21 protein-coding genes are annotated in these 26,413 nt (G+C 33.0%); 16 read left to right on the top strand and 5 right to left on the bottom strand.

The features are described from left to right. Nucleotide 1 precedes the first annotated feature (1 nt). The 9 genes from metE (at nt 2) to Q0856_RS17090 (ending at nt 14,675) form a co-directional block, all read left to right on the top strand. Nucleotides 2-2,326 (top strand): 5-methyltetrahydropteroyltriglutamate--homocysteine S-methyltransferase, encoded by a 2,325-nt coding sequence (gene metE / locus Q0856_RS17130; protein WP_298506977.1) that lies wholly within the window; start codon nt 2-4, stop codon nt 2,324-2,326. A gap of 7 nt (nt 2,327-2,333) precedes the next feature. Continuing rightward, nucleotides 2,334-2,753 carry a VOC family protein gene (locus Q0856_RS17125; RefSeq protein WP_298506976.1) on the top strand — a complete coding sequence of 140 codons (420 nt, stop codon included), beginning with the start codon at nt 2,334-2,336 and terminating at the stop codon, nt 2,751-2,753. Between the two features lie 598 nt (nt 2,754-3,351). Next, complete coding sequence (locus Q0856_RS17120) at nt 3,352-4,119, top strand: hypothetical protein (protein WP_298506975.1); 768 nt, start codon at nt 3,352-3,354, stop codon at nt 4,117-4,119. A gap of 464 nt (nt 4,120-4,583) precedes the next feature. Continuing rightward, nucleotides 4,584-6,137 carry an FAD-dependent oxidoreductase gene (locus Q0856_RS17115; RefSeq protein ID WP_298506973.1) on the top strand — a complete coding sequence of 518 codons (1,554 nt, stop codon included), beginning with the start codon at nt 4,584-4,586 and terminating at the stop codon, nt 6,135-6,137. A 55-nt stretch (nt 6,138-6,192) separates the two neighbouring features. Continuing rightward, entirely contained in the window at nt 6,193-7,485 is a 1,293-nt protein-coding gene (locus tag Q0856_RS17110; RefSeq protein WP_298481156.1) for a DEAD/DEAH box helicase, read from the top strand. A gap of 293 nt (nt 7,486-7,778) precedes the next feature. Further along, the gene (locus Q0856_RS17105; RefSeq protein WP_298506971.1) at nt 7,779-10,145 is read left to right on the top strand and encodes a TonB-dependent receptor; all 2,367 of its coding nucleotides are present in this window, start codon (nt 7,779-7,781) and stop codon (nt 10,143-10,145) included. A 4-nt stretch (nt 10,146-10,149) separates the two neighbouring features. Further along, complete coding sequence (locus Q0856_RS17100; protein WP_298506969.1) at nt 10,150-10,986, top strand: DUF4249 domain-containing protein; 837 nt, start codon at nt 10,150-10,152, stop codon at nt 10,984-10,986. A 393-nt stretch (nt 10,987-11,379) separates the two neighbouring features. Next, nucleotides 11,380-12,561 carry a hypothetical protein gene (locus Q0856_RS17095; RefSeq protein ID WP_298506968.1) on the top strand — a complete coding sequence of 394 codons (1,182 nt, stop codon included), beginning with the start codon at nt 11,380-11,382 and terminating at the stop codon, nt 12,559-12,561. A gap of 2 nt (nt 12,562-12,563) precedes the next feature. Beyond that, the gene (locus tag Q0856_RS17090) at nt 12,564-14,675 is read left to right on the top strand and encodes a cache domain-containing protein (protein ID WP_298506967.1); all 2,112 of its coding nucleotides are present in this window, start codon (nt 12,564-12,566) and stop codon (nt 14,673-14,675) included. A gap of 49 nt (nt 14,676-14,724) precedes the next feature. Here the strand turns inward: Q0856_RS17090 and Q0856_RS17085 are convergent, their stop codons facing one another. After that, nucleotides 14,725-16,887: a TonB-dependent receptor gene (locus tag Q0856_RS17085; RefSeq protein WP_298506966.1), complete on the bottom strand. Its 2,163-nt coding sequence runs from the start codon at nt 16,885-16,887 to the stop codon at nt 14,725-14,727. A 568-nt stretch (nt 16,888-17,455) separates the two neighbouring features. On the opposite strand from Q0856_RS17085, the gene Q0856_RS17080 reads away from it, so the two are divergent. Further along, the gene (locus Q0856_RS17080; RefSeq protein WP_298481145.1) at nt 17,456-18,394 is read left to right on the top strand and encodes a LysR substrate-binding domain-containing protein; all 939 of its coding nucleotides are present in this window, start codon (nt 17,456-17,458) and stop codon (nt 18,392-18,394) included. A 66-nt stretch (nt 18,395-18,460) separates the two neighbouring features. On the opposite strand, the gene Q0856_RS17075 is transcribed toward Q0856_RS17080, so the two are convergent. Next, the gene (locus Q0856_RS17075; protein WP_298481143.1) at nt 18,461-18,658 is read right to left on the bottom strand and encodes a hypothetical protein; all 198 of its coding nucleotides are present in this window, start codon (nt 18,656-18,658) and stop codon (nt 18,461-18,463) included. A 153-nt stretch (nt 18,659-18,811) separates the two neighbouring features. Here Q0856_RS17075 and Q0856_RS17070 point away from each other — a divergent pair, with 153 nt between their 5' ends. Continuing rightward, the gene (locus Q0856_RS17070) at nt 18,812-20,074 is read left to right on the top strand and encodes a D-alanyl-D-alanine carboxypeptidase (RefSeq protein WP_298506964.1); all 1,263 of its coding nucleotides are present in this window, start codon (nt 18,812-18,814) and stop codon (nt 20,072-20,074) included. On the opposite strand, the gene Q0856_RS17065 is transcribed toward Q0856_RS17070, so the two are convergent. After that, on the bottom strand, nt 20,071-20,664 hold the full coding sequence (locus tag Q0856_RS17065) for an NUDIX domain-containing protein (RefSeq protein ID WP_298506962.1): 594 nt from the start codon (nt 20,662-20,664) through the stop codon (nt 20,071-20,073). The two genes, Q0856_RS17070 and Q0856_RS17065, sit on opposite strands and share 4 nt — an antisense overlap. Before the next feature lie 130 nt (nt 20,665-20,794). After that, on the bottom strand, nt 20,795-21,592 hold the full coding sequence (locus Q0856_RS17060) for a TIGR00266 family protein (RefSeq protein ID WP_298481137.1): 798 nt from the start codon (nt 21,590-21,592) through the stop codon (nt 20,795-20,797). A gap of 134 nt (nt 21,593-21,726) precedes the next feature. Between Q0856_RS17060 and Q0856_RS17055 the strand changes: the two genes are divergently transcribed. Continuing rightward, a complete protein-coding gene (locus Q0856_RS17055; protein WP_298506960.1) occupies nt 21,727-22,143 on the top strand; it encodes a hypothetical protein in 417 nt (138 codons plus the stop codon). A gap of 3 nt (nt 22,144-22,146) precedes the next feature. Here Q0856_RS17055 and Q0856_RS17050 read toward each other — a convergent pair whose 3' ends face one another. Continuing rightward, nucleotides 22,147-22,602: a DUF4442 domain-containing protein gene (locus Q0856_RS17050; RefSeq protein ID WP_298481133.1), complete on the bottom strand. Its 456-nt coding sequence runs from the start codon at nt 22,600-22,602 to the stop codon at nt 22,147-22,149. A gap of 133 nt (nt 22,603-22,735) precedes the next feature. Here Q0856_RS17050 and Q0856_RS17045 point away from each other — a divergent pair, with 133 nt between their 5' ends. The 4 genes from Q0856_RS17045 to Q0856_RS17030 all read left to right on the top strand — a co-directional run bounded on the left by Q0856_RS17045 (nt 22,736) and on the right by Q0856_RS17030 (nt 26,338). Then, the gene (locus Q0856_RS17045) at nt 22,736-23,218 is read left to right on the top strand and encodes a DUF4870 domain-containing protein (RefSeq protein ID WP_298481131.1); all 483 of its coding nucleotides are present in this window, start codon (nt 22,736-22,738) and stop codon (nt 23,216-23,218) included. A gap of 175 nt (nt 23,219-23,393) precedes the next feature. Beyond that, entirely contained in the window at nt 23,394-23,732 is a 339-nt protein-coding gene (locus tag Q0856_RS17040; protein ID WP_298506958.1) for a PadR family transcriptional regulator, read from the top strand. Then, on the top strand, nt 23,732-25,510 hold the full coding sequence (locus tag Q0856_RS17035) for a PspC domain-containing protein (RefSeq protein WP_298481127.1): 1,779 nt from the start codon (nt 23,732-23,734) through the stop codon (nt 25,508-25,510). Before Q0856_RS17040 ends, Q0856_RS17035 begins: the two co-directional genes overlap by 1 nt. 96 nt (nt 25,511-25,606) lie before the next feature. Beyond that, a complete protein-coding gene (locus Q0856_RS17030) occupies nt 25,607-26,338 on the top strand; it encodes a head GIN domain-containing protein (RefSeq protein WP_298481126.1) in 732 nt (243 codons plus the stop codon). Nucleotides 26,339-26,413: the final 75 nt, after the last annotated feature.

The following is a 26,413-nucleotide window of genomic DNA, read 5'->3' as shown; positions in this document are numbered from 1 at the left end:
TATGAAAACTACAAACTTAGGCTACCCTAGAATAGGCAGTAAAAGAGATCTTAAAAAATCTTTAGAACAATACTGGTCTGGTAAAGTTTCATTAGAAACTCTTCTAGAAACTGCAAAAAATATTCGCAAAGAAAATTGGCTTTTACAGAAAGAGCAAGGCATAGATATAATTCCCTCTAACGATTTTTCGCTTTATGACCAGGTACTAGATTTAACTACTACGTTAGGATGTGTACCTTCTCGTTATACAGCTATTATCGAAAACCCAGCCTTTACGAAGCACGATTTATATTTTGCTATGGCTAGGGGCATTCAAAAAGATGGAATAGATATTACGGCTTCGGAAATGACCAAGTGGTTCGATACTAATTATCATTACCTAGTACCGGAGTTTACTAAAAATCAAAACTTTTCTCTTTCCGATTCTAAAATAGTAGAGGAATACAAAGAAGCTTTATCCTTAGGCATAAAAACAAAACCTGTTATTCTTAGTCCAGTATCTTTTCTGCTTTGCGGAAAAGAAAAAGAAAAAGGTTTTGAAAAAATAGACTTATTAAAAGAATTACTCCCTATTTACGACATCATTATTCAAGAATTGATAGATTTAGAAGTAGAATATATTCAGTTTGATGAGCCTTTCTTGGCTACCGAATTATCACAAAAAGAGCTACTCGCCATACAAATTACCTACCAAAGGTATGCTAAAAAATTCCCTGATTTAAAAATAATTCTTGCAAATTACTTTGATTGTTATGGCAAGAACATAGATATAGCATTATCTCTTCCTGTACACACTCTACAATTAGATTTAGTACGATGCAAATTACAGTTAGATGATATTTTAAGTTCCAAAAACCTACAAGCACATACACATTTATCCCTAGGTATTGTAGATGGGAGAAATATTTGGAAAAACAATTTTGAAGAATCTTTAAAGCTTATTCAAAAAGCAGTAAATGTAATTGGTTCCGAACGTGTTTTAATTGCACCATCTTGCTCATTACTTCATTCTCCTTGTGATTTAGACCTAGAAAACAATCCAAACAATTTAAGTGCAGAAATAAAACAATGGCTCGCCTTCGCAAAACAAAAGGTAGAAGAGGTCGTTACTTTAAAACAATTAGCTAATGAAGAAAATTTAGAAATTAACTTAGTAAAGCTTCAAGAAAACAGGAAAGCACATAAAAACAAAAAAACTGCAATTTCTATTCATAATCCTATTGTAAAAGAGCGTGTAAAAGCACTTACAGAAAAAGACTCGCAAAGAGAAAATCCTTTTTCTGTTCGTCAAAAACTTCAGAAAACCGCATTAAACTTACCTTTATTCCCTACAACTACCATTGGTTCTTTTCCACAAACCGAAGAAGTTCGTAGTTGGAGGTCTAATTATAAGAAGAGCAATATCAGCTTATCTGAATACGAAACTTTATTAGAAAAAGAAACCAAAGAAACCATACAATTCCAAGAAGAAGCAGGTTTAGATGTTCTTGTGCATGGCGAGTTTGAACGCAATGATATGGTTGAATATTTTGGAGAACAACTAAATGGTTTTGCTTTCACACAATTTGGCTGGGTACAAAGTTATGGCAGCCGTTGTGTTAAACCTCCTATAATTTATGGTGATGTTTCTAGAGAAAACCCAATGACGGTAAAATGGTCTTCTTATGCACAATCTTTAACCAAAAAACCGGTAAAAGGGATGCTTACAGGCCCCGTAACCATATTACAATGGTCTTTTGTTCGTAATGACCAAGCTCGTTCCAAAACGGCTACACAAATTGCATTAGCGATTCGTGATGAAGTGGTAGACTTAGAAAAAGCTGGCTTACAAATTATACAGATTGATGAACCTGCTATAAGAGAGGGGTTACCATTACGAAAAGAAGATTGGAAAACGTATTTAAACTGGGCTATAAAAGCCTTTAGAATTTCTGCTAGTGGCGTAAAAGACGAAACCCAAATACATACTCATATGTGTTATTCTGAATTTAATGATATTATAACCGATATTGCAGATATGGATGCCGATGTAATTACCATTGAATGTTCTAGATCACAAATGGAACTTTTAGACGTTTTTGCCGCTTTTAAATATCCTAATGAAATTGGTCCTGGTGTGTATGATATTCACTCCCCTAGAGTACCAGAAAGAGAAGAAATGGTTTCTTTAATGCAAAAAGCTACTCAATATATTCCCGCAGAACAGCTTTGGATAAATCCAGATTGCGGTTTAAAAACAAGACATTGGGAAGAAACAAAAAAAGCATTAGTAGAAATGGTAGCTACTGCAAAAGAATGCCGAAAACAATTAATAACATTTGCCTAAAATAATTATGAAATCTAATATTTCAAAAAAAGAAAAAATAACATCTATACATGCAAATTTGGCTACTATAAATGTGGATAAAACACTTGATTACTATAAAAACATTGGTTTTAAAGTTCTTCAAAAATTTCCTGAAACAGGAGAATCTGAATGGGGATGGGTAGAAAAAGATGATATCCGATTAATGTTTCAAAATAAAACATCATTGTTTAAAGAATTTCCAGAATTAAATTTCCAAACACAAGGAGGAGCATTAACACTATGGTTTCAAGTAGAAAACATTGCGGAATGGTATGAGAACATTAAAGACAAAACTAAAGTAATAAGACCTTTAGGAGTTACTCCATACAATGGGGCAAATGAATTTGTTATAATAGATATTAATGGATTTATTCTTCATTTCTCTGATTTTCAATTGAAAAATTAACCAATTTAAAAAGATTCATAATACTCCATTATTAAAAAATGCATCTTACTTATATAGTTAGATGCATTTTTTTATAGCCCAAAGTAGTTTAGCTTTGCGCTATGGTAAGGAATATACAATATAGACTATCTCTTAAAGAAGAAGGCCAACCCGGAATGCTTTTAAAAAAGGTTGCAAAACATCTAGGGCAAGACGAAAAAGACATCACTATAAAAGTTTAGCTTACGAAGCATAGAAATGAAATTCGTGGTTAATTTTGATGTAAGCTCGTAACATTTACGTCTCCAATATCTGCTAAAAACAAAAGAATTGGATTCTCTATATTTTCCTTCAAGAAATAGATGAAGAATCGGGAATTGTTTTAAATAAATATTGATTTAAAATAACACTACATCAAAAAACAACACATAAAGTTCTGATTTTTAAATTTTTATACTTACATTTAAAGATGTTTCCCTTATAAAGAAAGGGCATATTTATCGCCTTATCTTTTTAAATTCACACGTAACCAAGTGTGCTCAGAATTAAGCTCTAAATTTTTCATACTCTAGTACCTCTTTTGTATTTATTCGATTATTAACCAACTAAATATATTATTATGAGAACAATGAAAATTCTTTTTTTAATGCTATCTGTACAGCTATTACTACCGAGGCTTATCCTAGCTCAAGACAATAATAAATCGCAAGCATATTGGATTCATGAAGATCAAGTTAAACCATCTATGGTAACGGAGTATGAAAAAACAACCAAAAATCTAGTAGCTAAATGTAAAGAACACAATATACAAGGACTAGACTGGATTACGACTGTCACTGAGGAATATAAATATTTATATGTCACACCAATAGACTCCATGGCAGATATAAACTATGCAGCATTTGACGTATTAAGTAAAAAAATGGGAAAAGAAGCTTTGAGTGAACTATTTTCTGATATGGATAAATGTTATGATAAACATGGAGATTACATTATTCGTTTAGATAAAGAACTTTCGTATATGCCAGAAGGGATTACTCAGACTCCAGAAGGCATGCCCTATAGAAAATTTACCTACTATCATTATACCCCTGAAAATTATGATGAGGTGTTTGAGAAAGCCGCAGCTATTAAAGCCGTTTTTGAAAGTAAAAATGCCACCATGCATTATAGGGTTTACAAAAGCGGATTTGGTACTATGGGAAGCTTTTTTTTGGTAGCCGTAGCCGCTAAAAGTGCCGAAGATTACGAAAGGTTAAGTAAAGAAAATCGAAAAATTCTAGGTGAAGAATTTGGTAAATTATTAGGAGAGCTTCATAAAAAGGTGTCAAAAATAGAAAGAGAATCTGGAGCCATGCGACCAGACTTGGACTATATACCAGAATAAATTATGAATCTATTATATAGTATTTCGTAATAACCTTATTTTAAATAATCATTAGAAAAACCTGGATATCTCCAGGTTTTTTTTCTAAAATAAACGAGCAGCACAATCTTATAGAGGTCGGTAGATACATACGCAACATTAAATACCTTTTATGGATTGAAGTCATGTCTTTTAAAAAAAGATTACCATTGTCAGTTCGAGCGCAGTCGATAACTATTCATTAGCTCTATATAGACTTAGACTCCTCTCCCCCTGACATTTGTATAAAATATGAGATGTAATCTAGATAACTATCTACTGACCTCTACAATGGCATCCTAGTATGTAACTAACTCTTCACTCTCTATCTTTTATATATTTACTTTCTACAGAATTATATACAGAAATAAATAGCTCTTACATTATTGGTAACATATTTAGTTGATTAATACGATTCTAAATCTTAATTAAAGTAATTTTGCAGCATGATAAGGAATATACAATATAGATTATCTCTTAAAGAAGAAGGGCTACCTGGAATGCTTTTAAAAAAGGTTGCAAAACATCTAGGGCAAGACGAAAAAGACATCACCATAAAAGTTTTGCGCAAATCTATTGATGCTCGTAAACCTTCTATTTATTTTAACTATAAGTTAGAAATCTATATTCACGAAAAACCATCTAAAAAATCAGATCATACGTTCCATTACAAAGACGTTTCTAAAGCCAAAGAAATACATATTATCGGATTTGGTCCTGCTGGAATGTGGGCTGCTTTACGTTGCTTAGAACTAGGATACAAACCAATAGTTTTAGAACGAGGTGATAAAGTGCAAGAACGCAGACGCGATTTAAAAGCTATTAACCAAGACCATTTTGTTAATGAAGACAGTAACTATTGTTTTGGCGAAGGTGGAGCAGGGACTTATTCCGATGGTAAATTATATACCCGTAGCCTTAAAAGAGGGGATGTAAGAAGAATTTTCGAAAGTTTAGTATATCATGGTGCTACAGAGCAAATACTAGTAGACGCTCATCCACATATTGGAACTAATAAACTTCCTAAAATTGTTCAAAATATAAGAGAAAAAATAATAGAACACGGTGGCGAAATTCATTTTAATACCCGTGTAACAGATTTTACGATTACAAACAATAAAATAACTGCTATTCAATTACAAAATGGTAATGAAATGCAAGCTAGTAGAGTTATTTTAGCAACAGGTCATTCTGCTCGCGACATATACTATTTATTGCATGGCAAAAAAATAAGCTTACAAGCTAAGTCCTTTGCTATGGGAGTTCGAGTAGAGCACCCTCAACATATTATTGATTCTATTCAATACCATTGTAAAGGGGAAAGAAACGAACTTTTACCTGCGGCATCGTATAGTTTGGTACAACAAGTAAAAAACAGAGGCGTATACTCTTTTTGTATGTGCCCTGGAGGATTTATTGTTCCTGCTGCTACGGCTCCCGGAGAAGTTGTTGTAAACGGCATGTCTCCCTCTAAAAGAAATAACACCTACGCTAATTCCGGAATTGTTGTGGAGATTAATGCCAAGGAAGATTTGTATAAGTTCGAAAAATATGGAGTTCTTAAAGGTTTGGAATACCAAAAAAGTTTAGAGCGTTTAGCTTTTACTGCAGGTGGCCGTAGCCAAGTTGCACCATCACAAAGACTTACTGATTTTGTAGAAGGTAATTTATCAACAGATTTAAATCCTACTTCTTACCAACCAGGGTTAAAATCATCTCCCCTACATTCTCTTTTACCAAAAGCCATCGGAAGTAGGCTGCGAGGAGGGTTTAAAGCTTTTGGAGAAAAAATGAGAGGTTATTATACTAATGAAGCTAATATTGTTGGTGTAGAATCTAGAACCTCATCGCCAGTGAATATTCCTAGAAATAAAAAACTAGAACACCCAGAAATAGAAGGATTATTCCCATGCGGTGAAGGTGGTGGTTACGCTGGGGGAATCGTTTCTGCTGCTATGGATGGAGAACGTTGTGCCGAAGCAGCAATTGTTGGGTTGTAACATAATCATTTTATCCAAACATTAACTGTATCTTCGCCGCTTATATTAAAAACACATGACATTCAAAGATTTAGGTATAGCTTTACCTATATTAAAAGCTATTGATGAACAAGGGTATACCAATCCTACACCTATACAAGAACAAGCAATTCCTATTCTTTTAAATAAAAAAGACCTATTAGGTGTTGCACAAACAGGAACAGGTAAAACAGCTGCTTTTAGTATTCCTATTATTCATCATCTACAAACCAACCAAGAACAAACAAAAGGAAAAAAACGTGTAAAAGCTCTTATAGTAACACCGACAAGAGAACTTGCAATTCAAATAGGAGAAAACTTTACTGCGTACAGTAAGTATACAAACATAAGGAACACAGTTATTTTTGGAGGTGTAAAACAACAAAGACAGGTTAATGCTTTACGACCAGGTGTTGATGCTATTATTGCGACTCCAGGTAGGCTACTAGATTTAATGAGCCAAGGTATTATCTCTCTTAAAGATATTGAGTATGTAGTTTTAGATGAAGCTGACCAAATGCTTGATATGGGTTTTATACATGACATAAAAAAGATAATTGCCAAATTACCTCCTAAGAGGCAATCTTTATTCTTTTCAGCCACCATGCCAAAAGATATTGTGGAATTGTCTAAAAGGTTGTTAGGAGATTTTGAACGAGTTACCATAAAACCAAAACAAGCGACTGCAGAAAAAGTAGAACAAGGTATTTACTTTGTTAGCAAGCCTAATAAAGTAAAACTATTAGTGCATTTGCTTAGAGAAAATCCTAAAGCCTCTGTTCTAGTATTTTCTAGAACCAAACATGGTGCTAACAAAATTGTAAAAAAACTAGCTCAAGCAGATATTAATTCTGCTGCTATACATGGTAATAAATCACAAACAGCTAGGCAAAAAGCACTTGGTGCATTTAAAGATGGAAAACTAAATGTTTTAGTTGCAACGGATATTGCTGCTCGCGGTATAGACGTTGAAGAACTCTCTTTAGTTATTAATTACGACTTGCCTAATATACCAGAAACCTACGTACACCGTATAGGAAGAACAGGACGTGCTAGTGCTAGTGGTATTGCCCTTTCTTTTTGTGACAGAGAAGAGCGCCCTTACCTAAGAGATATTGAAAAATTAATTAAACAGGAAGTTCCAAGGATGCCGGAGCATCAGTTTATAGATGACTCAAAGGAACAAGCAACTCCTGAAAATAAACCACAGCAAAGACCGCAAAAACATAATAGACCTAGAAATAAAAATAATAGAAACAAAAACTCCTCCAATTACCGAGGAAAAAATAATAGAAACTCTAAAAAATCTAGACCAGAGAAAAAAGAGTAATTTTTTATAAACTATCCCAAAAGCCCATTCTGCTATACAGAATGGGCTTTTTTTATTAGCCTCTTTTTTTCAACATTTCTTTTTAAATGTTAAACTCTAGTTAATTACAAAAAAACTAATGTACACATGCAACCTTCCATTTTTTAGATTGTCTATAGTTAAAGTAAATAAACTTAGAACAAGCCAAAAGGTGTGCTAAAGAAAACTTTAAAATATCGAAGCAAGTTCTAGGTTAATTAAATCTCGATTATCGAGGAAATCAAAAAACAATAGTTAAAAACAACAATCAAAAAATGAAGAAATTAGGATTACTATTTTTATTTTTCACTACGCTACTTAGTGCGCAGGAAAATTTTACAGTCAACGGATCTATTACAGATGCTAGTAATGGAGAGACACTTTTTGGGGCATCGGTATTTTTAAAAGGTACAACTATCGGTGCTATTACTAATGAATATGGTTTTTATTCTATTACCGCTCCAAAGGGAACATACACTTTAATTATTTCTTATGTTGGATATTTAGATATTCAGAAAGAAATTATACTAAACCAAAATCAAAAAATAAATTTTGAAATTAAAGAGTACGCTACGCAATTAGAAGAAGTGGTATTAACAGCGGATGAAAAAGAGCACGTAAATATCAGAAAACCAGAAATGAGTGTTAACAAGCTTAATATTAAAACTGTAAAACGTATGCCTGTAGTTTTAGGAGAGGTTGATATTATTAAATCTTTGCAGATGCTTCCTGGTGTTACTAATAATGGTGAAGGTTCTGGTGGCTTTAACGTTCGTGGTGGAGCTGCAGATCAAAATTTGGTACTATTAGATGAAGCCATTATTTACAATACATCGCACATGTTAGGGTTCTTTTCGGTATTTAACGCAGATGCCATTAAGGACATTAAACTACATAAAGGAGGAATTCCCGCCAAATTTGGAGGTAGAGTTTCTTCTGTTTTAGATGTAAGACAAAAAGACGGTAATAGTAAAAGATTTGGCGCATCTGGCGGTATTGGTCTTATTTCTAGCAGATTGGCATTAGAAGGACCTATGTTTAACAAAAAAGGCTCTTTTCTTGTTGCAGGTAGATCTTCTTACGTAAATTTATTTTTAGCTGCTAACAATAATAAAAATAGAGTTGGTTTTTATGATTTAAACTTAAAAACACACTATAACTTTAATGAGAATAACAAACTTTTTCTGTCGGGATATTTTGGAAGAGATACATTTAAACTAGGTAGTAGTTTTGAAACCACTTACGGCAATGCCTCTGGAAACTTAAGATGGAATCATATTTTTAACGAACGCTTATTCTCTAACCTATCCTTAATTTATAGCCGTTATGATTATGACATAGGTATTAAAATAGAAGATTTTAATTGGATTTCCTCTATCGATAACTACAATGCTAAGTACGATTTAAAATACTATCTCAGCGATAAATATAAATTAGACTTTGGAGCGAGTGTTATTCGTTACGATTTTAACCCCGGTGCCATAGAACCCACATCGGACGATTCTTCGGTGAATGCAATGCAGTTAGACAAAAAGAAAGCCTTAGAAGCAGGTGTTTACATTAACACTGAGCACAAATTAACAGACAAACTAACCGCTCAATATGGTTTACGCTATAGTTACTTTAATCGTTTAGGAGGACAACCTTTAACAAACTACGCAAACAACCAACCTGTTGCTTATAATTCTGTACTAGGAATATATGAACGTGGAGAAGCTATTGGTGAAACTAATTATGAGAAAGGGAATTCTATAGCCAATTACGGAAATTTAGAACCTAGAGCTTCCATGGCGTACGAGTTAAATGAAAACTCCTCTGTAAAACTTGGCTATTCTAGAGTTGCGCAGTACATACACTTATTATCTAATACCTCTTCTGTAACTCCTTTAGATGTATGGACTCCTAGCGGTAAATTCGTAAAACCTCAAGTATCTGATCAATTTGCACTGGGGTATTTTAGAAACTTTAAGGACGAAGCTTATTCTCTTGAGTTAGAAACCTATTATAAAACAACAGACAATCGTATTGATTATATAGATGGTTCCGATTTAATAGGTACAAACACCATTGAGACAGAAATATTAAACGGAGAATCTAGGGCCTACGGATTAGAAGTCCTTTTTCGAAAGAATACTGGAAAATTCACTGGATGGATAGCCTATACACTTTCAAAATCTGAGCAAAGAACAAAAGATACGAATGCAGGTGGACCCGGAATTAGTAATGGCGAATGGTATAAAACACCTTATGATCGTTTGCATGACTTATCTATAACAGGATCCTACAAAGCATCCGACAAATGGACCTTTAGCTCTAACTTTGCTTTACAATCCGGTAGGCCAGTTACCTACCCTAATGGACAATACCAATATGAAGGCCTTTCTATTGCCCGCTATTCTAATAGAAACTCTGACAGGTTACCACTTTATCATCGTTTAGATATTTCTGCTACCTATACACCTAACAAAAAACCAAACAGAAGATGGAAAGGAGAATGGGTATTTGGTATCTATAATGTTTATAACAAGAAAAACGCAGCTTCTGTATCCTTTGGACAAAATACAACCACTGGAGTAAACGAAGCTACTAGAACAGCAATTTTTGGAATGGTACCCTCTGCAACCTATAACTTTAAATTTTAAAAAAATGAAATCTTATATAAAACTCATAACCCTATTCGCTATATCTATATTTTTCTCTTGTGAAGATGTAATTGATTTAGAAGTACAAACAGCACCAGAAAGACTAACTATTGAAGCATCATTAGATTGGGAGAAAGGAACCTCTGGTAATAACCAAACTATAAAACTATCGACCTCATCTGCATATTTTGCGGAGAACCAAGATAACCCGGTTACCAATGCTACAGTAAAAGTTACCAATACAAATACATTAGAAGAGTTTATTTTTACCAACGAAAATAACGGTAACTATTCTACCGATTCTTTTAACCCTATTGTGAACAACACTTACGATTTAGAAATTGTTTACAATAATGAAACCTATACTGCTACTGAAAGTCTAAAACCAGTTACCGATATTACTCGTGTAGAACAATCTACAGATAAAGGTTTTGACGACGAAATCTTAGAAGTTAATGTATTTTTTAACGATCCAGAAGATGAAGAAAACTATTATCTTTTTAAGTACAAAGAGAGTGGTGATTTGCTATTTGAATTAGAAGATGCTGATGACGAGTTCATTAACGGAAATGAAGTTGGTTGGTGGTACGAAAAAGATGAAGATGATGAACAAGGAGAATTTACAGTAGGTGACCAAGTAGAAGTAGAAATGTACGGAATTTCTAAAGCTTATTTCAACTATATACGAACACTTATAGAACAGTCCGAAGGTGTTGGCTTGTTTAGTGCTACACCAGTTGCTCTTAAAGGAAATTGTATTAATCAAACAAATTCAGAGAATTACGCTCATGGTTTTTTTAGACTTACCCAAGTGGTAAAAACGAAATATACTTTTGAATGATTGATTTCGTTTTTTGGTGGAAAGGGAGTGGCGCTTTTGCTACTCCCTTTTTGTTTTAATACACCCTACTTAAATAATACTATAGAGGTCCGTAGATCGTTACCTAGATTACGGCTCAAATTCTGCGCTAATTGCCAGGGGAGCGCAGTCTAAATCTATTTTAGAACTAACGAATAGTTCTCTACTCCGATAGACCTGCGGATGGTAACCTTTTAAAAGGCATAAATTCAATCCGCTGGAGGTATTTAATTTTGCGCATGTATCTACCTACCTCTACAATACTTTTTATGAGTTACTTTAAATTTTAGATTTTTGGTATCTTTCCGCCATAAATAACCAACCATTAGCACCATTAATCCCTTGAAAAAAAACAAACAATTCGGCTTTTGTTTCATGAAACACTTTATTATCAGGAATTCAAAAGCAACTACCCACTTAAAAATTATAGCACTACTTTTTCTTTGTATAGGATTCTCAGGTATATCTTATTCTCAAAACGATACAATCCCAACACCCAAGTTAAAAGTTAAACTAGGTGGTGCTCTACGCTACAATTATAACAACTCTAGCTGGAAACCCAACCAACAAAAAAGAGGTGGCGATTTTGGTTTCGAGGTTTTTCGTATCAATGCCGATGTTACGTATGGTCCTATGGAATTACATATGGATCAACGCTTTTACTCTTCTGCCTTTGGAGGAAGCTTTTTAAAATACGGTTGGTTCCAATATAACCTAAATAAGAAAAGTCATTTAAAACTAGGGTTAATACCGGCCTACTTTGGACCACAACAATTTAATTCTAACAGTTGGTTTTTTGCTCTTCCTTTTTATTTAGGCTTTGAAGATGACCATGATATGGGCGTTAGTTATGATTACGAAGATGATAGAATTAAACTAGATATTGGTTTTTATAAAAATGCAGAAGCTTTGACCTTAGGAGACAACAATGCGATTTCACCCAATCGCTATTCTTATGATTTTTCTGGAAAAAACAAAGAAGTAAACCAGTTTAATGTACGTTTTAATTATAAACTAGGAATAAAAGTAAAACATTTAATAGGCACCTCTTTACAATATGGCGGTATTTGGAATATAGACACTCAAGATACAGGTAGCCATTCTGCTTTAGGGCTACATTATCAAATGGATTGTAAGCGATGGAATTTTCAGACTCAATTTATAACCTACAACAACAAACCAAAAAATGCTATAGGGGAAAGCAGAGATTTTCTAGAACAAGCGGCCTATAATTTTCCATATAATACCGCTGCAAAAGCTAGTATGTATTCTGTAGGGCTAGCTTACAAAATCCCCATAAACAAAGGACTTTTACAATCTATACAATTGTATAATGACTATACGTACATGGATAAAGCCTTAAACAATTGGGAAGATACGCAAATGAATGTTTTAGGGGCTTTAATATCTATAAAGCCATTGTATATTTATGTAGATTATGCTAGCGGGCGCAATCAGCCATGGTTATCCCCTAACTACGCGGATGCTTTAACCACTGGAGATGGTACAGGGCAGTGGCACCATAGGTTTAATATTAATTTTGGTTTATACTTTTAATAATGGTTAAGAAAGCACTTTATATAATTGCAATTATTCTATTTGTAACATTAGCTTACAATGTGTATGAACTTTATTCCTTTAAGAAAGAACAAAATAAAATTGTACAAGAAAAGGGAGAAACTACCATGATCAACCTTAAAACACAGGTAGACGCTATACTCTCGAGTATTGTAGATGAAGGCAATAAATTAGCTGATAATTTCGGAGCAAACGAATATACGCAAGAACAAATAGAGCAAATAATAAAGGAATCTTCTATGAAAATTTCTGCTCTTCAAGGAATTACAGCTTGTTATGAACCATATGCCTTTTCTGCCGAACGAGAACTTTATTGTCCTTATTACAACAAAGGAACCGAGGATTATGTCTATGTAGAAGATAGTTATGATTATACAGATTCCTCTATAAAAGGCACAGCTTGGTATACTGGCGTCCGGGACAATGGAGCAAAATGGGTAGAGCCATATTATGCAAAGGCAGCTAAAGATTGGTATATAGATTATGGCATTCCCTTCCACTACTCTTCTGGCCCTAAAAAAGGACAAGTACGTGGAACTATAACCATGAGTTTTGTAACAAGTGGTTTTAAAAGTTTAATTCTGTCTCTAAGTTTAGGAAAAACGGGATACGGTTTAATTACTTCTAGAGAAGGAACTTATTTATCTCACCCTGTTAACGATTACATAGGCACTACAAACCTAAAAACTATTAGTCAAACCGAGGAAAATCCTATTTTAAAATCCGCTTATGATGCTCTGTTAAAAGGGAAATCCGGGCAAGTAGAATTTAAAACCAGTAATAGTAAGGATACAGAGCTATTCTTTTACGACAAAATTCCCTCTAATAATTGGGGCATTGGCCTTGCCTTCTCCAAAAATGAATTATTAGGTAGTAAAGCAGAGCTTAATCATCGTTATATAAAATTAACACTTTTACTTTCTGCTTTTTTATTAATTGTTATTGCTATTTACTTTAACAAAGATTATTTGGATCGCCAAGAAATATGGCAATTGAGCTTTTTGGCCACCGTTTTACTTATTTTTAATATAGTTTTAGTTGGGTATTTAGAGCATACTGGAAGCCGCAGAATGACCGATGCCGAAAGCCCTCCAATATCCGATATATCGAGCCTTGGGAGTTTTGTAAATCAACAACAAACAAGACGTTCGGAATTAAAACTCCCTGAAAGCACCTCTATTCCTACCGGTATTTTTATACAACGTATGGCTTTTGAGAATAGCTACAATTTAAATGTTGGAGGTAGAATATGGCAAAAATACCCTTTGGACCTTGTTGATAAGATAGAAGAAGGGTTTCGCTTTCCACAAACCTCACCCTTTGCTGAAGCTTCTTATATTGAAGAAACCACGCGAAAAAAAATAAAAGGTATTGCAGGTAAACCAGATTACCTTCTAATTAGCTGGGATTTTAGGGTTACGCTACAACAATATTTAAATTATGAAAATTTTCCGTTTGATAAAAGACATATCAGTATGGATATTGTTCCCATTAGTAATGAGGACAATCTTATTTTTACGCCAGATTTGGCAAGTTATGAGTTTACCAACCCAACAAAAAAAGTAGGACTTAACCCCAATGTTAAGGTGTCTGGTAATAAAATCATGAAAAGCTACTTTAACTACTCGGTAGAATCTTATGATACCGATTTTGGTTATGGTACCAAAACTCTGTTCGAAGAAGTTCCTATTTTACATTATAACATAGACTTAAGACGTATTCTACTAAACACATTTGTAACCTATTTAATTCCAATTTTTGTAGTTTTAATAATGATGTATATATTACTTGTAGCTTGTTCTAAAACTGAAGAACGCCAAGGAATTATAGAAGGTATGGCCGCTTTTTTCTTTGTATTAATCTTTTCGCATATAGATTTAAGAAAAGAAATCATTACGGCAGATTTAATCTATATGGAATACTTTTATTTTACTACCTATCTAATGATAATTTTATCTACTTGGAATCTTATTACATATGCAAAAAGTAAAGCTCCTGTTTTTGATTTTAACGAGAATCAGATTTTTAAGGCTTCTTATTTCCCTTTCTTTTTCCTTTGTATTTTAATAATAACCTTATCTAAGTTTTATTAATACAATTATTACAAAAATGGAGTAACGTATTTGCTACTCCATTTTTGCTTTATAAATTATCTAATTGATTGCTTTTCTTATCTGTACTAATAGTCCAAAAGAAACCTACAAAAAAGAACGTATCTGCCGTTGGTCGTATAGAACGTCTATTAAAGGTTCCATTTACATCTGGAGTGTTAGCATATTGATACCCATTTACATTGTTAAAACCTAAAACATTATTCACAGATAGATATAATATTTTCTGAGGAGAAATTAAATAAGCCCAATTGACACTTAGATTATTATAACTTTTTGTTTTTTCTCCTAAAAATTCAGAAGAGTTAGGGTTATCATATGGCCTTCCCGAACCATAGGAATAGGAAGCCCCCACTTGAGAGCGCCAATCGTTTATCCAATATTTAGTTACAAGAGAAAAATTATGGTTTGGAGCAAAATTAGGCGTAGCTTTCTTTTCAAAATTTAAATAATCTCGCTCTGAATTTAGGTAAGAATAAGATATCCAGTAATCTAAATTTTTAATACTCTTATTGTCTCTCCAAAAAACATCTACTCCAGATGCGTATCCGCTACCTAAATTAGTATAATTACTATTAAATAAGGCTTCCTCCGTATTATACTTCACTAAATTTTTATAGTCTTTGTAATATGCTTCTGCCCTAAAGGTTTTTCCATCATTTATATATTGATAATTTAAAATATAATGCGCCGTTTTTTCTGATTTTAATCCATTATCAAATTTTAAAAAATTGGTATTCGGATTCTGGTAAAAATCTCCATAAGCAAGAGAAAACTGGCCTTTATCGCTACTCTTATAAGCTAATGAGGCTCTTGGCGATATTGTAAAATCATTCATAACTTGAGAATATTCACCCCTTGCTCCTACTTTCATAGCCAAACGATTACTAAAGAAAATATCTGCTTCAGAAAATATTCCAGATAAATTTTCTTTTAGCTCACTTTTAAAACTAAGACCATCTTCCATCATTAAAATATCATCATAATTAGTTATAAAATGTTCTGCCCCAAAATTCAGTTGAAATCTGCTACTAAAATTCTTTTTTACCTTAAACTTTAAATGGGATGCTGTCTCTTCAGTTTTTATATCATCATTTAAAACACCTATTTTGTTTCTATCGGAAGATAAACTTGCTCCTGTAGTAAATGTCCATTCATTCTCTAAAAAATGTTTGTAAGAAGCATTCACATACAAATTGTTGTTTTTTAAATTAAAAGGAAGATAATCGTCGTAATTAATATCCTCTTGTTCTATACCTAAAGCACTATGGTTAAAACCAGTATAAAATTTAAACATACTCTTTTCCCCTTTGCTTCTAAAAACTGCCTCCCCGGATATAGACTCATACGGTTTTTTCCAACGCGCTCCTTGGTTATTAGGCACTAAACTTTGGTAAGGAGCTAAATTTATATAAGATGTATTTATACTTAAAGATTGGTTTCCCCATATCTCAGTATGCCCTAATCCTCCCCCAACAGACATTATAGAAATATCCGTTTTTTCTTGTTTTGGCATATCTTCTGTGTTTAACAATAATACACTAGATAATGCTTGTCCGTACTCCGCAGAATACCCGCCAGTACTAAATGTTATTCCTTTAAACAAAAAAGGAGAAAACCTACCTCTAGTAGGTATATTATTGGCAGTTGCATTAAAAGGCTGAAAAACGCGCATGCCATCTACAAAAACTTGCGTTTCTCCTGCTGCTCCACCACGAACAAATAACCGTCCGTCCTCACTAACTGTGCTTGTTCCTGGTAATGTTTGTAATGCTGCAACAAAATCTCCTGCCGCACCAGCAGTTGTAACTATATCTAACGGTTTTAACGCTGCTACTTTAGAGTTGTCACCGGCTTTAAATGTTCCTACCGTTAATGTAACTCCAGTAAGTTCATTAATAGCTTCTCTTAATTCTATACTAAGATTGTTTAAATAAGAGACCTCTCCCATTTCATAATACGTATCATATGAAAGCATAGAAATAATAAGCGTTTGCGAACCTTTTTCTGCAGTTTCAAAGGAAAATGTACCATTTGCTTCTGTAGAAGCTCCGTCGTATGTTCCTTCTAAATATACATTGGCACCGGCTATTGGGCTACCTTTACTATTAGTTACTTTTCCCGAAATTAAAGTTTGACAAAACGTAAGAGAAGTAGAAAAAAATAAAATGAATGTAAATACTAGTTTTAACATGGCTGTTCGTTTTTTTTGATTTTGACACTTCAAAAATGCGAACAACATAGTAGCCCTACTAAAAGGGATTACCGAATTGACAATTTTTACTACCGAAATGTGAATCACTATTCCTAAATCAAAAATACTTTGCCGTTTAGTAAGGTTTTTTTTTATTGAAAAATACTCTTAAACCTCTTCTGTCAACCAGGCTTTCATCCTTCAAAAGGTTTTTTCTTGTTCCGAAATAAAACCACTCAATATACCACGAACACCTACATCATTAGCACCATTCGCTTGATCTAAAATAGGTATTAGATATCTGTAGATGGTTACTCATATTACAGTTTAAAATGTCAATGTAGAACTAACGAATAGTTCTCTACTCCGCTAGAACTTGCAGTGGTAATCTTTTAAAAAGACACCATTGCAATATGTTGAAGGCATTTACTTTTACGTATTTATCTATTGGAGTCCAAAATTTTTACGAATTATATTTTTTAATAGTATAAACACATTACATAAAAAACCATTTAACAATAAGTTTTATTGATAGTTTTAATACCTTTATGGCTTAAAATTATGACGAATGACCATTACACAATTACAGTATGTTTTAGCTGTTGCGGAATATCAAAATTTTACTCTTGCTGCTCAAAAAAGCTTTGTTACGCAACCCACTTTAAGTATGCAAGTACAAAAACTAGAAGATGAGTTAGATGTACTTATTTTTGATCGTAGTAAAAAGCCTATTACTATTACTGAAGTTGGAAAAAAGATAGTAGAACAAGCTAAAAATATAGTTAATGAAGCCGAAAGAATAAAAGACATTGTGGACCAAGAAAAAGGGTTTATTGGCGGCGATTTTACCTTAGGAATAATCCCGACCATTATGCCTACCCTTTTACCCATGTTTTTAAAAGCTTTTATAAGTAAATACCCTAAAGTTAATCTTATTATAAAAGAGCAAAGTACAGAGAGCCTTATACGTAATATTCAAGACGGACATATAGATGCCGCTATTGCTGCAACACCTTTGGAGGTAGAATTTATTAAAGAAAGGCCTTTGTATTACGAACCTTTTGTTGGCTATGTCCCCACCAATCATAGGTTAAAAGATTTTGAAGTTTTAAAAGCAGAAGACTTAAATATATCCGATATATTACTATTACAAGATGGTCATTGTTTTAGAGATGGTGTAATAAATTTATGTAAGGCAAGTAAGAGTTATACCGAAGAGCATTTTCAATTACAAAGCGGAAGCTTTGAAACACTGGTAAATCTAGCAAATGAGGGCTTAGGAATGACACTTTTACCTTACCTAAACACTTTAGAATTAGATGAGAGAAAAAAGGCGCACTTAAAATATTTTAGCAATCCTTCCCCTGCTAGGGAAGTCAGCTTAATTTATCACAAAAGTGAATTAAAAATACAAATTACTGAAGCCTTAATAGATGTAATATCTGGAATAGTAAGAGGCGCTATTGCTTTTCAAGATGTTAAAATAATTAGCCCTATAACAAAATAGAGAAAGACGTTACGCTTTACAAGTAGTAAAATAAAAGGGCCACTATATAGCGGCCCTTTATTTATTTTATGCGTTTAAGAAAAGTACACTGGATTGTAGCTCTGGTTTATCATTAATAAACTGTTCTACCCATTGTTTTAACTCTTCTATTTCATTTGGTAATAATCTTTTTAAACTTTTTTCTAATTCTTTACAAAAAAGTTTGGTATCAAAACTTACTTTCTTTAGGACTGTCTTAGTATATTCAAGCATAGCTCTTGCCATATTGTAATATATATTTAAATTATGTTGGTCTCTCCAGTAAAGTTAACCAAAAAATCAATATGTTTATTGTTCGTAATACGTTAAATATTAGATAATTTCTTGTCAAATGAAAGTAAAAGCCTACAAATCAAGTAATCTGATAATTGTTTTTTTATGAAAAAAAATATTATCTATATCTCCCTAATTATTCTATTTTTTAGTTGCAAAGGAGCTAAAACAAACCAAATATTAACTACTAAGGCTTTAGGTAATGCTAATTTTTATAATAATCAGTTTACAGGATTATTGGTAATAGATCCCGTTACTAAAGATACTCTTTATAATTACAACGGTTCTAAATACTTTACACCTGCAAGTAATACTAAAATTTACACCCTATATAGCGCTCTAAAAGTATTACCTAAAAATATACCAGCTCTTACTTATATAGTACAACATGATACTTTGTATGCCCAAGGTACTGGTGACCCAACATTACTGCATCCCTATTTTAAGGACCTGACCTCGATACATTTTTTAAAGAAGCACAAAAACATCGTATTTAACTTTTCTAATTATAAAGACTCTAAATATGGTCCTGGTTGGGCATGGGAAGATTACGATGCATATTTTTCCCCTGAAAGAAATGCTTTTCCTATGTATGGTAATGTATTGTCTATACATCGTAAGAATTCTCTAATTACAAATCCTTCTTATTTTAAAGATCGTGTTTTTTACTCCAATAGTAATTCTCGCAGAGAACCACATAATAACATTTTTTATCATAAAACGGTCCAAAAAGACACTATAGAAATTCCTTTTATTACAAGTGCTACCACTTCCAAGAAGCTTTTAGAAAATATATTAGATCAAAAAATTAATGTAACTTCTAAATTACCAGACGGACCTAAAAGTACGCTTTATGGCATTGCTACAGATTCTGTTTGTAAAAGGATGATGCATGTGAGTGATAATTTTTTAGCTGAACAATTGTTAATCATGAGCTCCGGAGTTCTTAAAGACTCTTTAAACTTTAAAAGCACAAAGAATTATATTTTAGATACCTATCTTAATGATTTAAAGCAGCAACCAAGGTGGGTAGATGCTTCTGGCCTATCTAGATACAATTTGTTTACTCCAAAATCTATAGTTCGTGTACTTTCTAAACTTTACGAAGAAGTTCCGGCAAAAAGATTATTTACTTTATTCCCTAAAGTAATACATTCCGATTCCAATAAAAATAAAATAGAAAAACCACCTTATATTTATGCTAAATCTGGAAGTTTAGGTAATAATTACTGTCTTAGTGGTTATTTACAGACACGCAGTGGAAAAATTTTGATTTTTAGTTTTATGAATAACCACTTTAGAGTACCATCTAAAGAAGTAAAAAAGCAGATGCATAAAATATTAACAGAAATAAGAGGTGCGTATTAAACGCCTAACAATTCTTCTATTTTGGCATGTTGTAAAAGCATTATAGATTTTCCATCTTTAATTTCCCCATTACCAATCATATTAAAAGCTTGTTCAAAAGGAATTTCTAAAACTTCAATATTTTCGGTTTCGTATTCCGCTCCTCCTCCTTCTCCTATTTTCTGATTTTCCTCATAGGGTGCAATAAAAAAATGTACCTTTTGCATTACCGTACCTGGAATCATAAAACTCTCGAACACTTTAGTAACGGTATCTAATTTATACCCAGTTTCTTCTAGGGCCTCTTTTTTTATACAAACCTCTGGAGTATCTCCGTCTAAGAGTCCTGCACAGACTTCTACCAGCATACCATCTCCAGATTCCGATTCGTTTTGAAAAGTAGGCATTCTAAATTGCTTGGTTAAAATAACGGTTCTTTTGTTTTTATTATATAACAGAATAGCAGCTGCATCGCCACAATCGTACACCTCGCGCTCTTGTTTTTCCCAAATACCATCTTCTCTTTGGTAATCGAATATAAATTTGTTTAAAGTATACCAATTGTCAGATAATAATTTCTTTGTAATATTTTTTAGTTTTCCGTATTTCATCTTATCTATTTAGTAGACTAAAAACTGGTATTTTTTAACTAGTGCAAATATCACTATTTAATAGAATAGCCTCAAAAAAATAACGCCACATATTACAATATGCAGCGCTATTTTTAGATGTATTGTTTTTCTAAAACCTATTATCACCATCTAATAAATCTCCTAATCCACCGAGTAAACTACCTTCTCCTTTACTACCTCCGTTTCTCGGTACCGCCGATAAAACTCTACCTGCAAGCCTACTAAATGGTAAGGATTGTATATAAACTGTACCAGGACCTCTTAAAGTAGCGAAGAATAAACCTTCTCCTCCAAAAACAGTATTCTTAATACCCCCAATAAACTCTATATCATAATTTACTGTCTGACTAAAACCTACAATACAACCTGTATCTACTTTTAAAACTTCTCCAGCTGCTAACTCTTTCCTTGCCAAAGTACCACCAGCGTGCACAAATGCCATTCCGTCACCTTCTAACTTTTGCATAATAAAGCCCTCGCCACCAAAAAGCCCTCGTCCTAATTTTTTCGAAAACTCAATACCAACAGAAACTCCTTTCGCGGCACATAAAAATGCATCTTTCTGACAAATAAATTTACCTTGCTTTTCGGATAAATCTATAGGTACTATCTTACCCGGATACGGCGAGGCAAAACTAACTTGTTTTTTACCTTGCCCTATATTCAAAAAAGCCGTCATAAATAAACTTTCTCCTGTTAGCATTCTTTTTCCTGCAGAAAACAGCTTACCCAAAACTCCTTTTTCTTGGTTAGAACCATCTCCAAAAATGGTATCCATTTTAATATCGGAATCCATCATCATAAAGCTACCTGCTTCTGCCACTACTGCTTCTTGTGGGTCTAGTTCTATTTCCACATATTGCATTTCTTCTCCAAAAATCTTATAATCTATTTCGTGTGCATTCATTTAATGTATTTTTAATGATTGATATCTATATGTATACAAACAATACCCATTTGTTACATCTTATTTTATTTTTTTAGAAAAATGATAACGCAACTATTCTTTTCATTAGCTATCTAATAAAAAACTATACGCAGATGCATATTCGATTTTTTATTTTCTTTATTTTAACTAGTACAATTTTTTTTACCAATTGCGGCAAGGATAAAGACGAAAATACACTAGAGCCAATTTCTGGAGTATGGCATTTAAAAAATGTATCTGGTGGTATTACTGGAATAAATATTAACTATAACAGAGGACTAGTAAAATGGACCTTTAACAATAAGAACCATAAATTAAGTGTAGAAAATAATATATTAACCACAGGGCCAGAAGATATTTATGCCGGACTAGATACTGGCGTTTATTCATATGAAATACGGAAAGACGGACAAATAGAAACGCTTTATATCGAAAATAATAAAAGAGGTGTAGTTATTATTGCGAATGATAGTTTAAAATTAGATGATAATGTTGCTGCGGACGGTCTAATAAAAGAATTTAAGCGCTAAACTCTATTTTTTTACTCTAACTGTCCATTCAAAATTAAAAGTAGATACCACTACTCCATCCACATTTCTTCCTATAGATTGCATCCATAGAGTTTGCCCTTCTCCTGTAGCAATAGTTTTTTCAATGGCTTCCTTAATTTTATCACCATCTTCACAAATAAAAGTTATTTTGCCGGTAGCTTTTTTAGAAAAATTGGCATTGTTATTTGCTACCAACATAGATATTTTTTTACCACTATCCTTTATTTGGTCTATCATCATAGCGCCGGTTGATAACTCTGCGGCCATACCTTGCACTGCCCAAAACATAGATTTAAACGGATTCTGATTAACCCATTTATGCGTAACAGTAACTACTGCCCTCTTTTTATCAATAGATTGTAAACGTACACCACTCCACCATGCAGAGGGAAGTTTAAAAAAAGTAAAGGTGTTGATTTTACGGGCTGAAACAGGCATATATCATATTTTTCCTCTAAAGATACTTGATATATAACAAACTATAAAATGTTAATTATATGTTAAAATACAGTACTTTGTTTTGCATAGTACCTTCTTTTAGACATATATTTGTATAAGAAACTAATATGCCATGACAGAGACAGTAACAAAACATGAGAGAAATTTGTCCGCAATTATACATGCGTCTACCTTTTCTAAATTCTTTCTTCCCTTTGGAAATTTTATTCTTCCATTAGTATTATGGACAGCGAATAAAAAAGAATATAGTTTTGTAGATCATAATGGTAAACAAGCCCTTAATTTTCAAATAAGCTTGTTACTATATTCCATTGGTTTAGGTATTATTAGTATTCCGTTTATAATTGGTTTAATTCCAAATATTATGGATTTTAATCTTTTTGGCTTATCCGATTTAAGTAATTACAATAATCTAAACTTGCATTTTGACCTAGATAGTTTTTCATTTAGTAAATGGATGATTCCTTTGGGAATTACAGGGTTAGCTCATGGAGCCCTTTTCGTAATCAATGTAGTTTATACCATAATAGCAACTATGAAGACCAATGAGGGAGAAACATTTACCTACCCTATTACAATACAATTTATAAAATAATTTTAACAATCAAAAAGGAGTTTATTCATCAATCAATCAATCAATCAATCAATCAATCAATCAATCAATTATCCTCTTCCGTACTTAAAGCGGTAGTCTCTTCATCACAGACGTAAAAAAAACTTTAAGTACGGCATAGGTAAAACGAACAGTTAATTTAATAGATCATGACATTATGAAGGTAGAAAATACAAAAGCACAAATGCGCAAAGGCGTGCTAGAATATTGCATTTTATCTATACTTAACGGTAAAGATAAATATGCCTCTGAAATTCTAGGAACGCTAAAAGACGCTAAGATGCTAGTCGTAGAGGGCACCATTTACCCTTTACTAACAAGGTTAAAGAATGCAGGCTTACTTAACTACCGTTGGGAAGAGTCTACCTCTGGACCGCCGAGAAAATATTACACCCTTACTGAAACTGGAAAATTATTTTTAAAAGAATTAGACAGCACTTGGGACGAATTAAGAACAGCCACCAACATGGTTACCAACTCAAAAAATAAAGCATAATGAACAAGACCGTAAATATTAATCTAGCAAATATACTTTTTCATATTGATGAAGAAGCATATAACAAAATGCGACGCTATTTAGAAGCCATAAAACGCTCTTTTGCAAATACTGCTGGGAGTGATGAAATTCTTGCTGATATTGAAGCTCGTATTGCCGAACTTTTTCATGAAAAATTAGAAAACGAAAGACAAGTTATTACCTCTAAAGAAGTAGATGAAGTTATTACCATTATGGGGCAACCTGAAGATTATATGGTAGATGAAGATATTTTTGAGGATGAGCTAACACCTAAAAATGAAACAAAAAGAGTAAAAAAATTGTATAGAGATACGGAGCTTAAATATGTTGCTGGGGTATCTTCTGGTTTAGCTCACTATACTGGGATTGACCCAATTTGGGTACGTTTATTGTTCATTTTCTTAACTTTTGGTTCTGGTGGTTCTTTTATCCTTATCTATGGATTGCTTTGGATTCTTATTCCGGAAGCAGTAAGTACCTCTCAAAAATTAGATATGCGGGGCGAAGCTGTAAATATTAGCAATATAGAACGTAAAGTAAAAGAGGGTTTTGATGAGGTAGCTGATAAAGTAAAAAGTGTGGACTACGGCAAAGTAGGAAACCAAGTAAAAAACAGTGGTAAAACCTTTTTTGATACAATTGGAGAAATTATAATGTTCTTTTTCAAAATCTTCGGAAAATTCATTGGTATACTACTTATCATTGTTGGTGCCTCTACAGTAATTGGTCTTTTTATAGGATTGCTTACTGTTGGTACATTAGATTGGGTTCATTTACCTGGTTTTGATAATTTTATAACCAATTCAACACAAGCACCTGTTTGGCTTCTTTCTCTTTTACTATTTTTTGCCGTAGGAATACCATTTTTCTTTCTACTATACCTAGGTTTAAAAATACTAGTAAAAAACCTTAAATCTATCGGTAATATTGCCAAATTCTCTTTATTAGGACTTTGGATTATCTCTATCATAAGTCTAATAATTGTTGGAGTAAAAGAAGCCGCAGCACATGCTTATTCTGGCAGCACAACTACGGAACATGAGTTATTTATTGAATCTCCGCAAGACACCATATTTATAAGTTCTGTGTCTTCAGATTTACTAGAAAACAGAGGCAACATTCGAATGGATAACTTAACCATGTCTTACAACGAAAATGGCGAAGAAGTTTTATTATCTCAAGATGTTCGCATTAATATTAAAAGGTCTAAAGATTCTATTATTAGATTAGAAATCAGAAAAGAAGCCAATGGCTCCTCCTATAACGCCGCCAGAGAAACGGCCGATTTAATCCATTATTCGCATCGTGTAGAAGGAAACTCTATAATTTTAGATGATTTTTTAACTTTAATTGGAAAAAATAGATTTAATGACTTAGAAGTAAAAGCAACTGTTTATTTACCACAAAATACTGTGCTTAAGTATAACAAAACGGACGGCAGATGCTGGACAACACGCACCAATAACGACCAAGATATGAATGGGTGCGATTTAGCAAAATATAGCTGGAAAATAGATAAAGACGGAGAACTTAAATGCTTAGACTGCCCTGAAAAGAAAATACGCATGGAAGAAAATAATAATAAAGTAATTATTAATGAAGAAGGCATAAAGATAAGAGTTAATGAAAACGGTGAAAACAATAAAATAATAATCAATGAAGACGGCATTGATATCGATATAAAGGATAATGGAGAATCTTTTAAAATGAAGATTAATGAAGACGGGGTAGATATTAAAGCAAATGAAGATAATTAACTACAGTTCAGCAAACTAATCTTACAGTTGAGTTATAAATAATATAAAATAAAGAATGAAATAATCAATTTTACATCAATCTAAAAAACAATAATCATGACAACCTTAGTAAAAATTACAATCGCAATTATTTTAACACTCCTCCTCTCTTCTTGTGGTTTCGATATTAACTTCGGAGACTTCGGCTCTGGTGTTAAAGGAAACAAAGTCGTTGTAGAAGAAGACCGAAAAGTAACAGATGACTTTACCGTTATTTCTGCATCCGAAGGCATACAAGTATATGTTACGCAAGCAGAGGAATACCACATTTCTGTAAAGGCCGATGAAAATGTAATAGACCTTATTGGTACAGATATTGCCAATGGAAAATTACGAATTCACGCTATAGAGAATATAGGACGTTCCACCAAAAAAGTCTATGTTTCCTTACCAAATATTAACGCTCTTAAAAGTTCTAGCGGCTCCCATTTAACCGCAGAGAACATTATTAAAAGTAATGATTTAGAAATAGATGCTAGTAGCGGTTCTATATTAAGTGCACAAATCTCTTGCAAGGAATTAGAGGTAGATGCCAGTAGTGGAGCCAATATTTCTTTATCCGGTAAAGCAAACAATGCTGATGTAGATAGTAGTAGTGGTGCAAACATTAGAGCCAAAAACCTTAATACTCTAGTATGCTCTGCAGAGGCTAGCAGTGGTTCAAATATAAAAATTCACGTGTCAGAATCTTTACATGCAGATGCCAGTAGTGGCGCAAACATTTCTTATTCCGGAGAAGCAAATGTTCAAAAAAAGAAATCTGTATCTGGTAGTGTACATAAATTTTAACAAGATAGAATTAGCTGAAAAAATATTTTGTTAACCAAAAGAAAATCCACTGAAATTCAGTGGATTTTCTTTATT

It is taken from the genome of uncultured Maribacter sp. (assembly GCF_947496775.1).
Taxonomy (GTDB): Bacteria; Bacteroidota; Bacteroidia; order Flavobacteriales; family Flavobacteriaceae; genus Maribacter_B.
This window is presented reverse-complemented; position numbering and strand designations above follow the sequence as displayed.

Excerpts from the sequence above, each read along its gene's own strand:
- Q0856_RS17030 (WP_298481126.1), top strand. The coding sequence starts at position 25,607 with ATGACAACCTTAGTAAAAATTACAATCGCAATTATTTTAACACTCCTC.
- Q0856_RS17090 (WP_298506967.1), top strand. The coding sequence starts at position 12,564 with ATGGTTAAGAAAGCACTTTATATAATTGCAATTATTCTATTTGTAACA.
- Q0856_RS17065 (WP_298506962.1), bottom strand. The coding sequence starts at position 20,664 with ATGAAATACGGAAAACTAAAAAATATTACAAAGAAATTATTATCTGAC.
- Q0856_RS17075 (WP_298481143.1), bottom strand. The coding sequence starts at position 18,658 with ATGGCAAGAGCTATGCTTGAATATACTAAGACAGTCCTAAAGAAAGTA.
- Q0856_RS17080 (WP_298481145.1), top strand. The coding sequence starts at position 17,456 with ATGACCATTACACAATTACAGTATGTTTTAGCTGTTGCGGAATATCAA.
- Q0856_RS17110 (WP_298481156.1), top strand. The coding sequence starts at position 6,193 with ATGACATTCAAAGATTTAGGTATAGCTTTACCTATATTAAAAGCTATT.
- metE (WP_298506977.1), top strand. The coding sequence starts at position 2 with ATGAAAACTACAAACTTAGGCTACCCTAGAATAGGCAGTAAAAGAGAT.
- Q0856_RS17050 (WP_298481133.1), bottom strand. The coding sequence starts at position 22,602 with ATGCCTGTTTCAGCCCGTAAAATCAACACCTTTACTTTTTTTAAACTT.
- Q0856_RS17115 (WP_298506973.1), top strand. The coding sequence starts at position 4,584 with ATGATAAGGAATATACAATATAGATTATCTCTTAAAGAAGAAGGGCTA.
- Q0856_RS17105 (WP_298506971.1), top strand. The coding sequence starts at position 7,779 with ATGAAGAAATTAGGATTACTATTTTTATTTTTCACTACGCTACTTAGT.
- Q0856_RS17070 (WP_298506964.1), top strand. The coding sequence starts at position 18,812 with ATGAAAAAAAATATTATCTATATCTCCCTAATTATTCTATTTTTTAGT.
- Q0856_RS17055 (WP_298506960.1), top strand. The coding sequence starts at position 21,727 with ATGCATATTCGATTTTTTATTTTCTTTATTTTAACTAGTACAATTTTT.
- Q0856_RS17120 (WP_298506975.1), top strand. The coding sequence starts at position 3,352 with ATGAGAACAATGAAAATTCTTTTTTTAATGCTATCTGTACAGCTATTA.
- Q0856_RS17100 (WP_298506969.1), top strand. The coding sequence starts at position 10,150 with ATGAAATCTTATATAAAACTCATAACCCTATTCGCTATATCTATATTT.
- Q0856_RS17045 (WP_298481131.1), top strand. The coding sequence starts at position 22,736 with ATGACAGAGACAGTAACAAAACATGAGAGAAATTTGTCCGCAATTATA.
- Q0856_RS17035 (WP_298481127.1), top strand. The coding sequence starts at position 23,732 with ATGAACAAGACCGTAAATATTAATCTAGCAAATATACTTTTTCATATT.
- Q0856_RS17060 (WP_298481137.1), bottom strand. The coding sequence starts at position 21,592 with ATGAATGCACACGAAATAGATTATAAGATTTTTGGAGAAGAAATGCAA.
- Q0856_RS17040 (WP_298506958.1), top strand. The coding sequence starts at position 23,394 with ATGAAGGTAGAAAATACAAAAGCACAAATGCGCAAAGGCGTGCTAGAA.
- Q0856_RS17095 (WP_298506968.1), top strand. The coding sequence starts at position 11,380 with ATGAAACACTTTATTATCAGGAATTCAAAAGCAACTACCCACTTAAAA.
- Q0856_RS17125 (WP_298506976.1), top strand. The coding sequence starts at position 2,334 with ATGAAATCTAATATTTCAAAAAAAGAAAAAATAACATCTATACATGCA.
- Q0856_RS17085 (WP_298506966.1), bottom strand. The coding sequence starts at position 16,887 with ATGTTAAAACTAGTATTTACATTCATTTTATTTTTTTCTACTTCTCTT.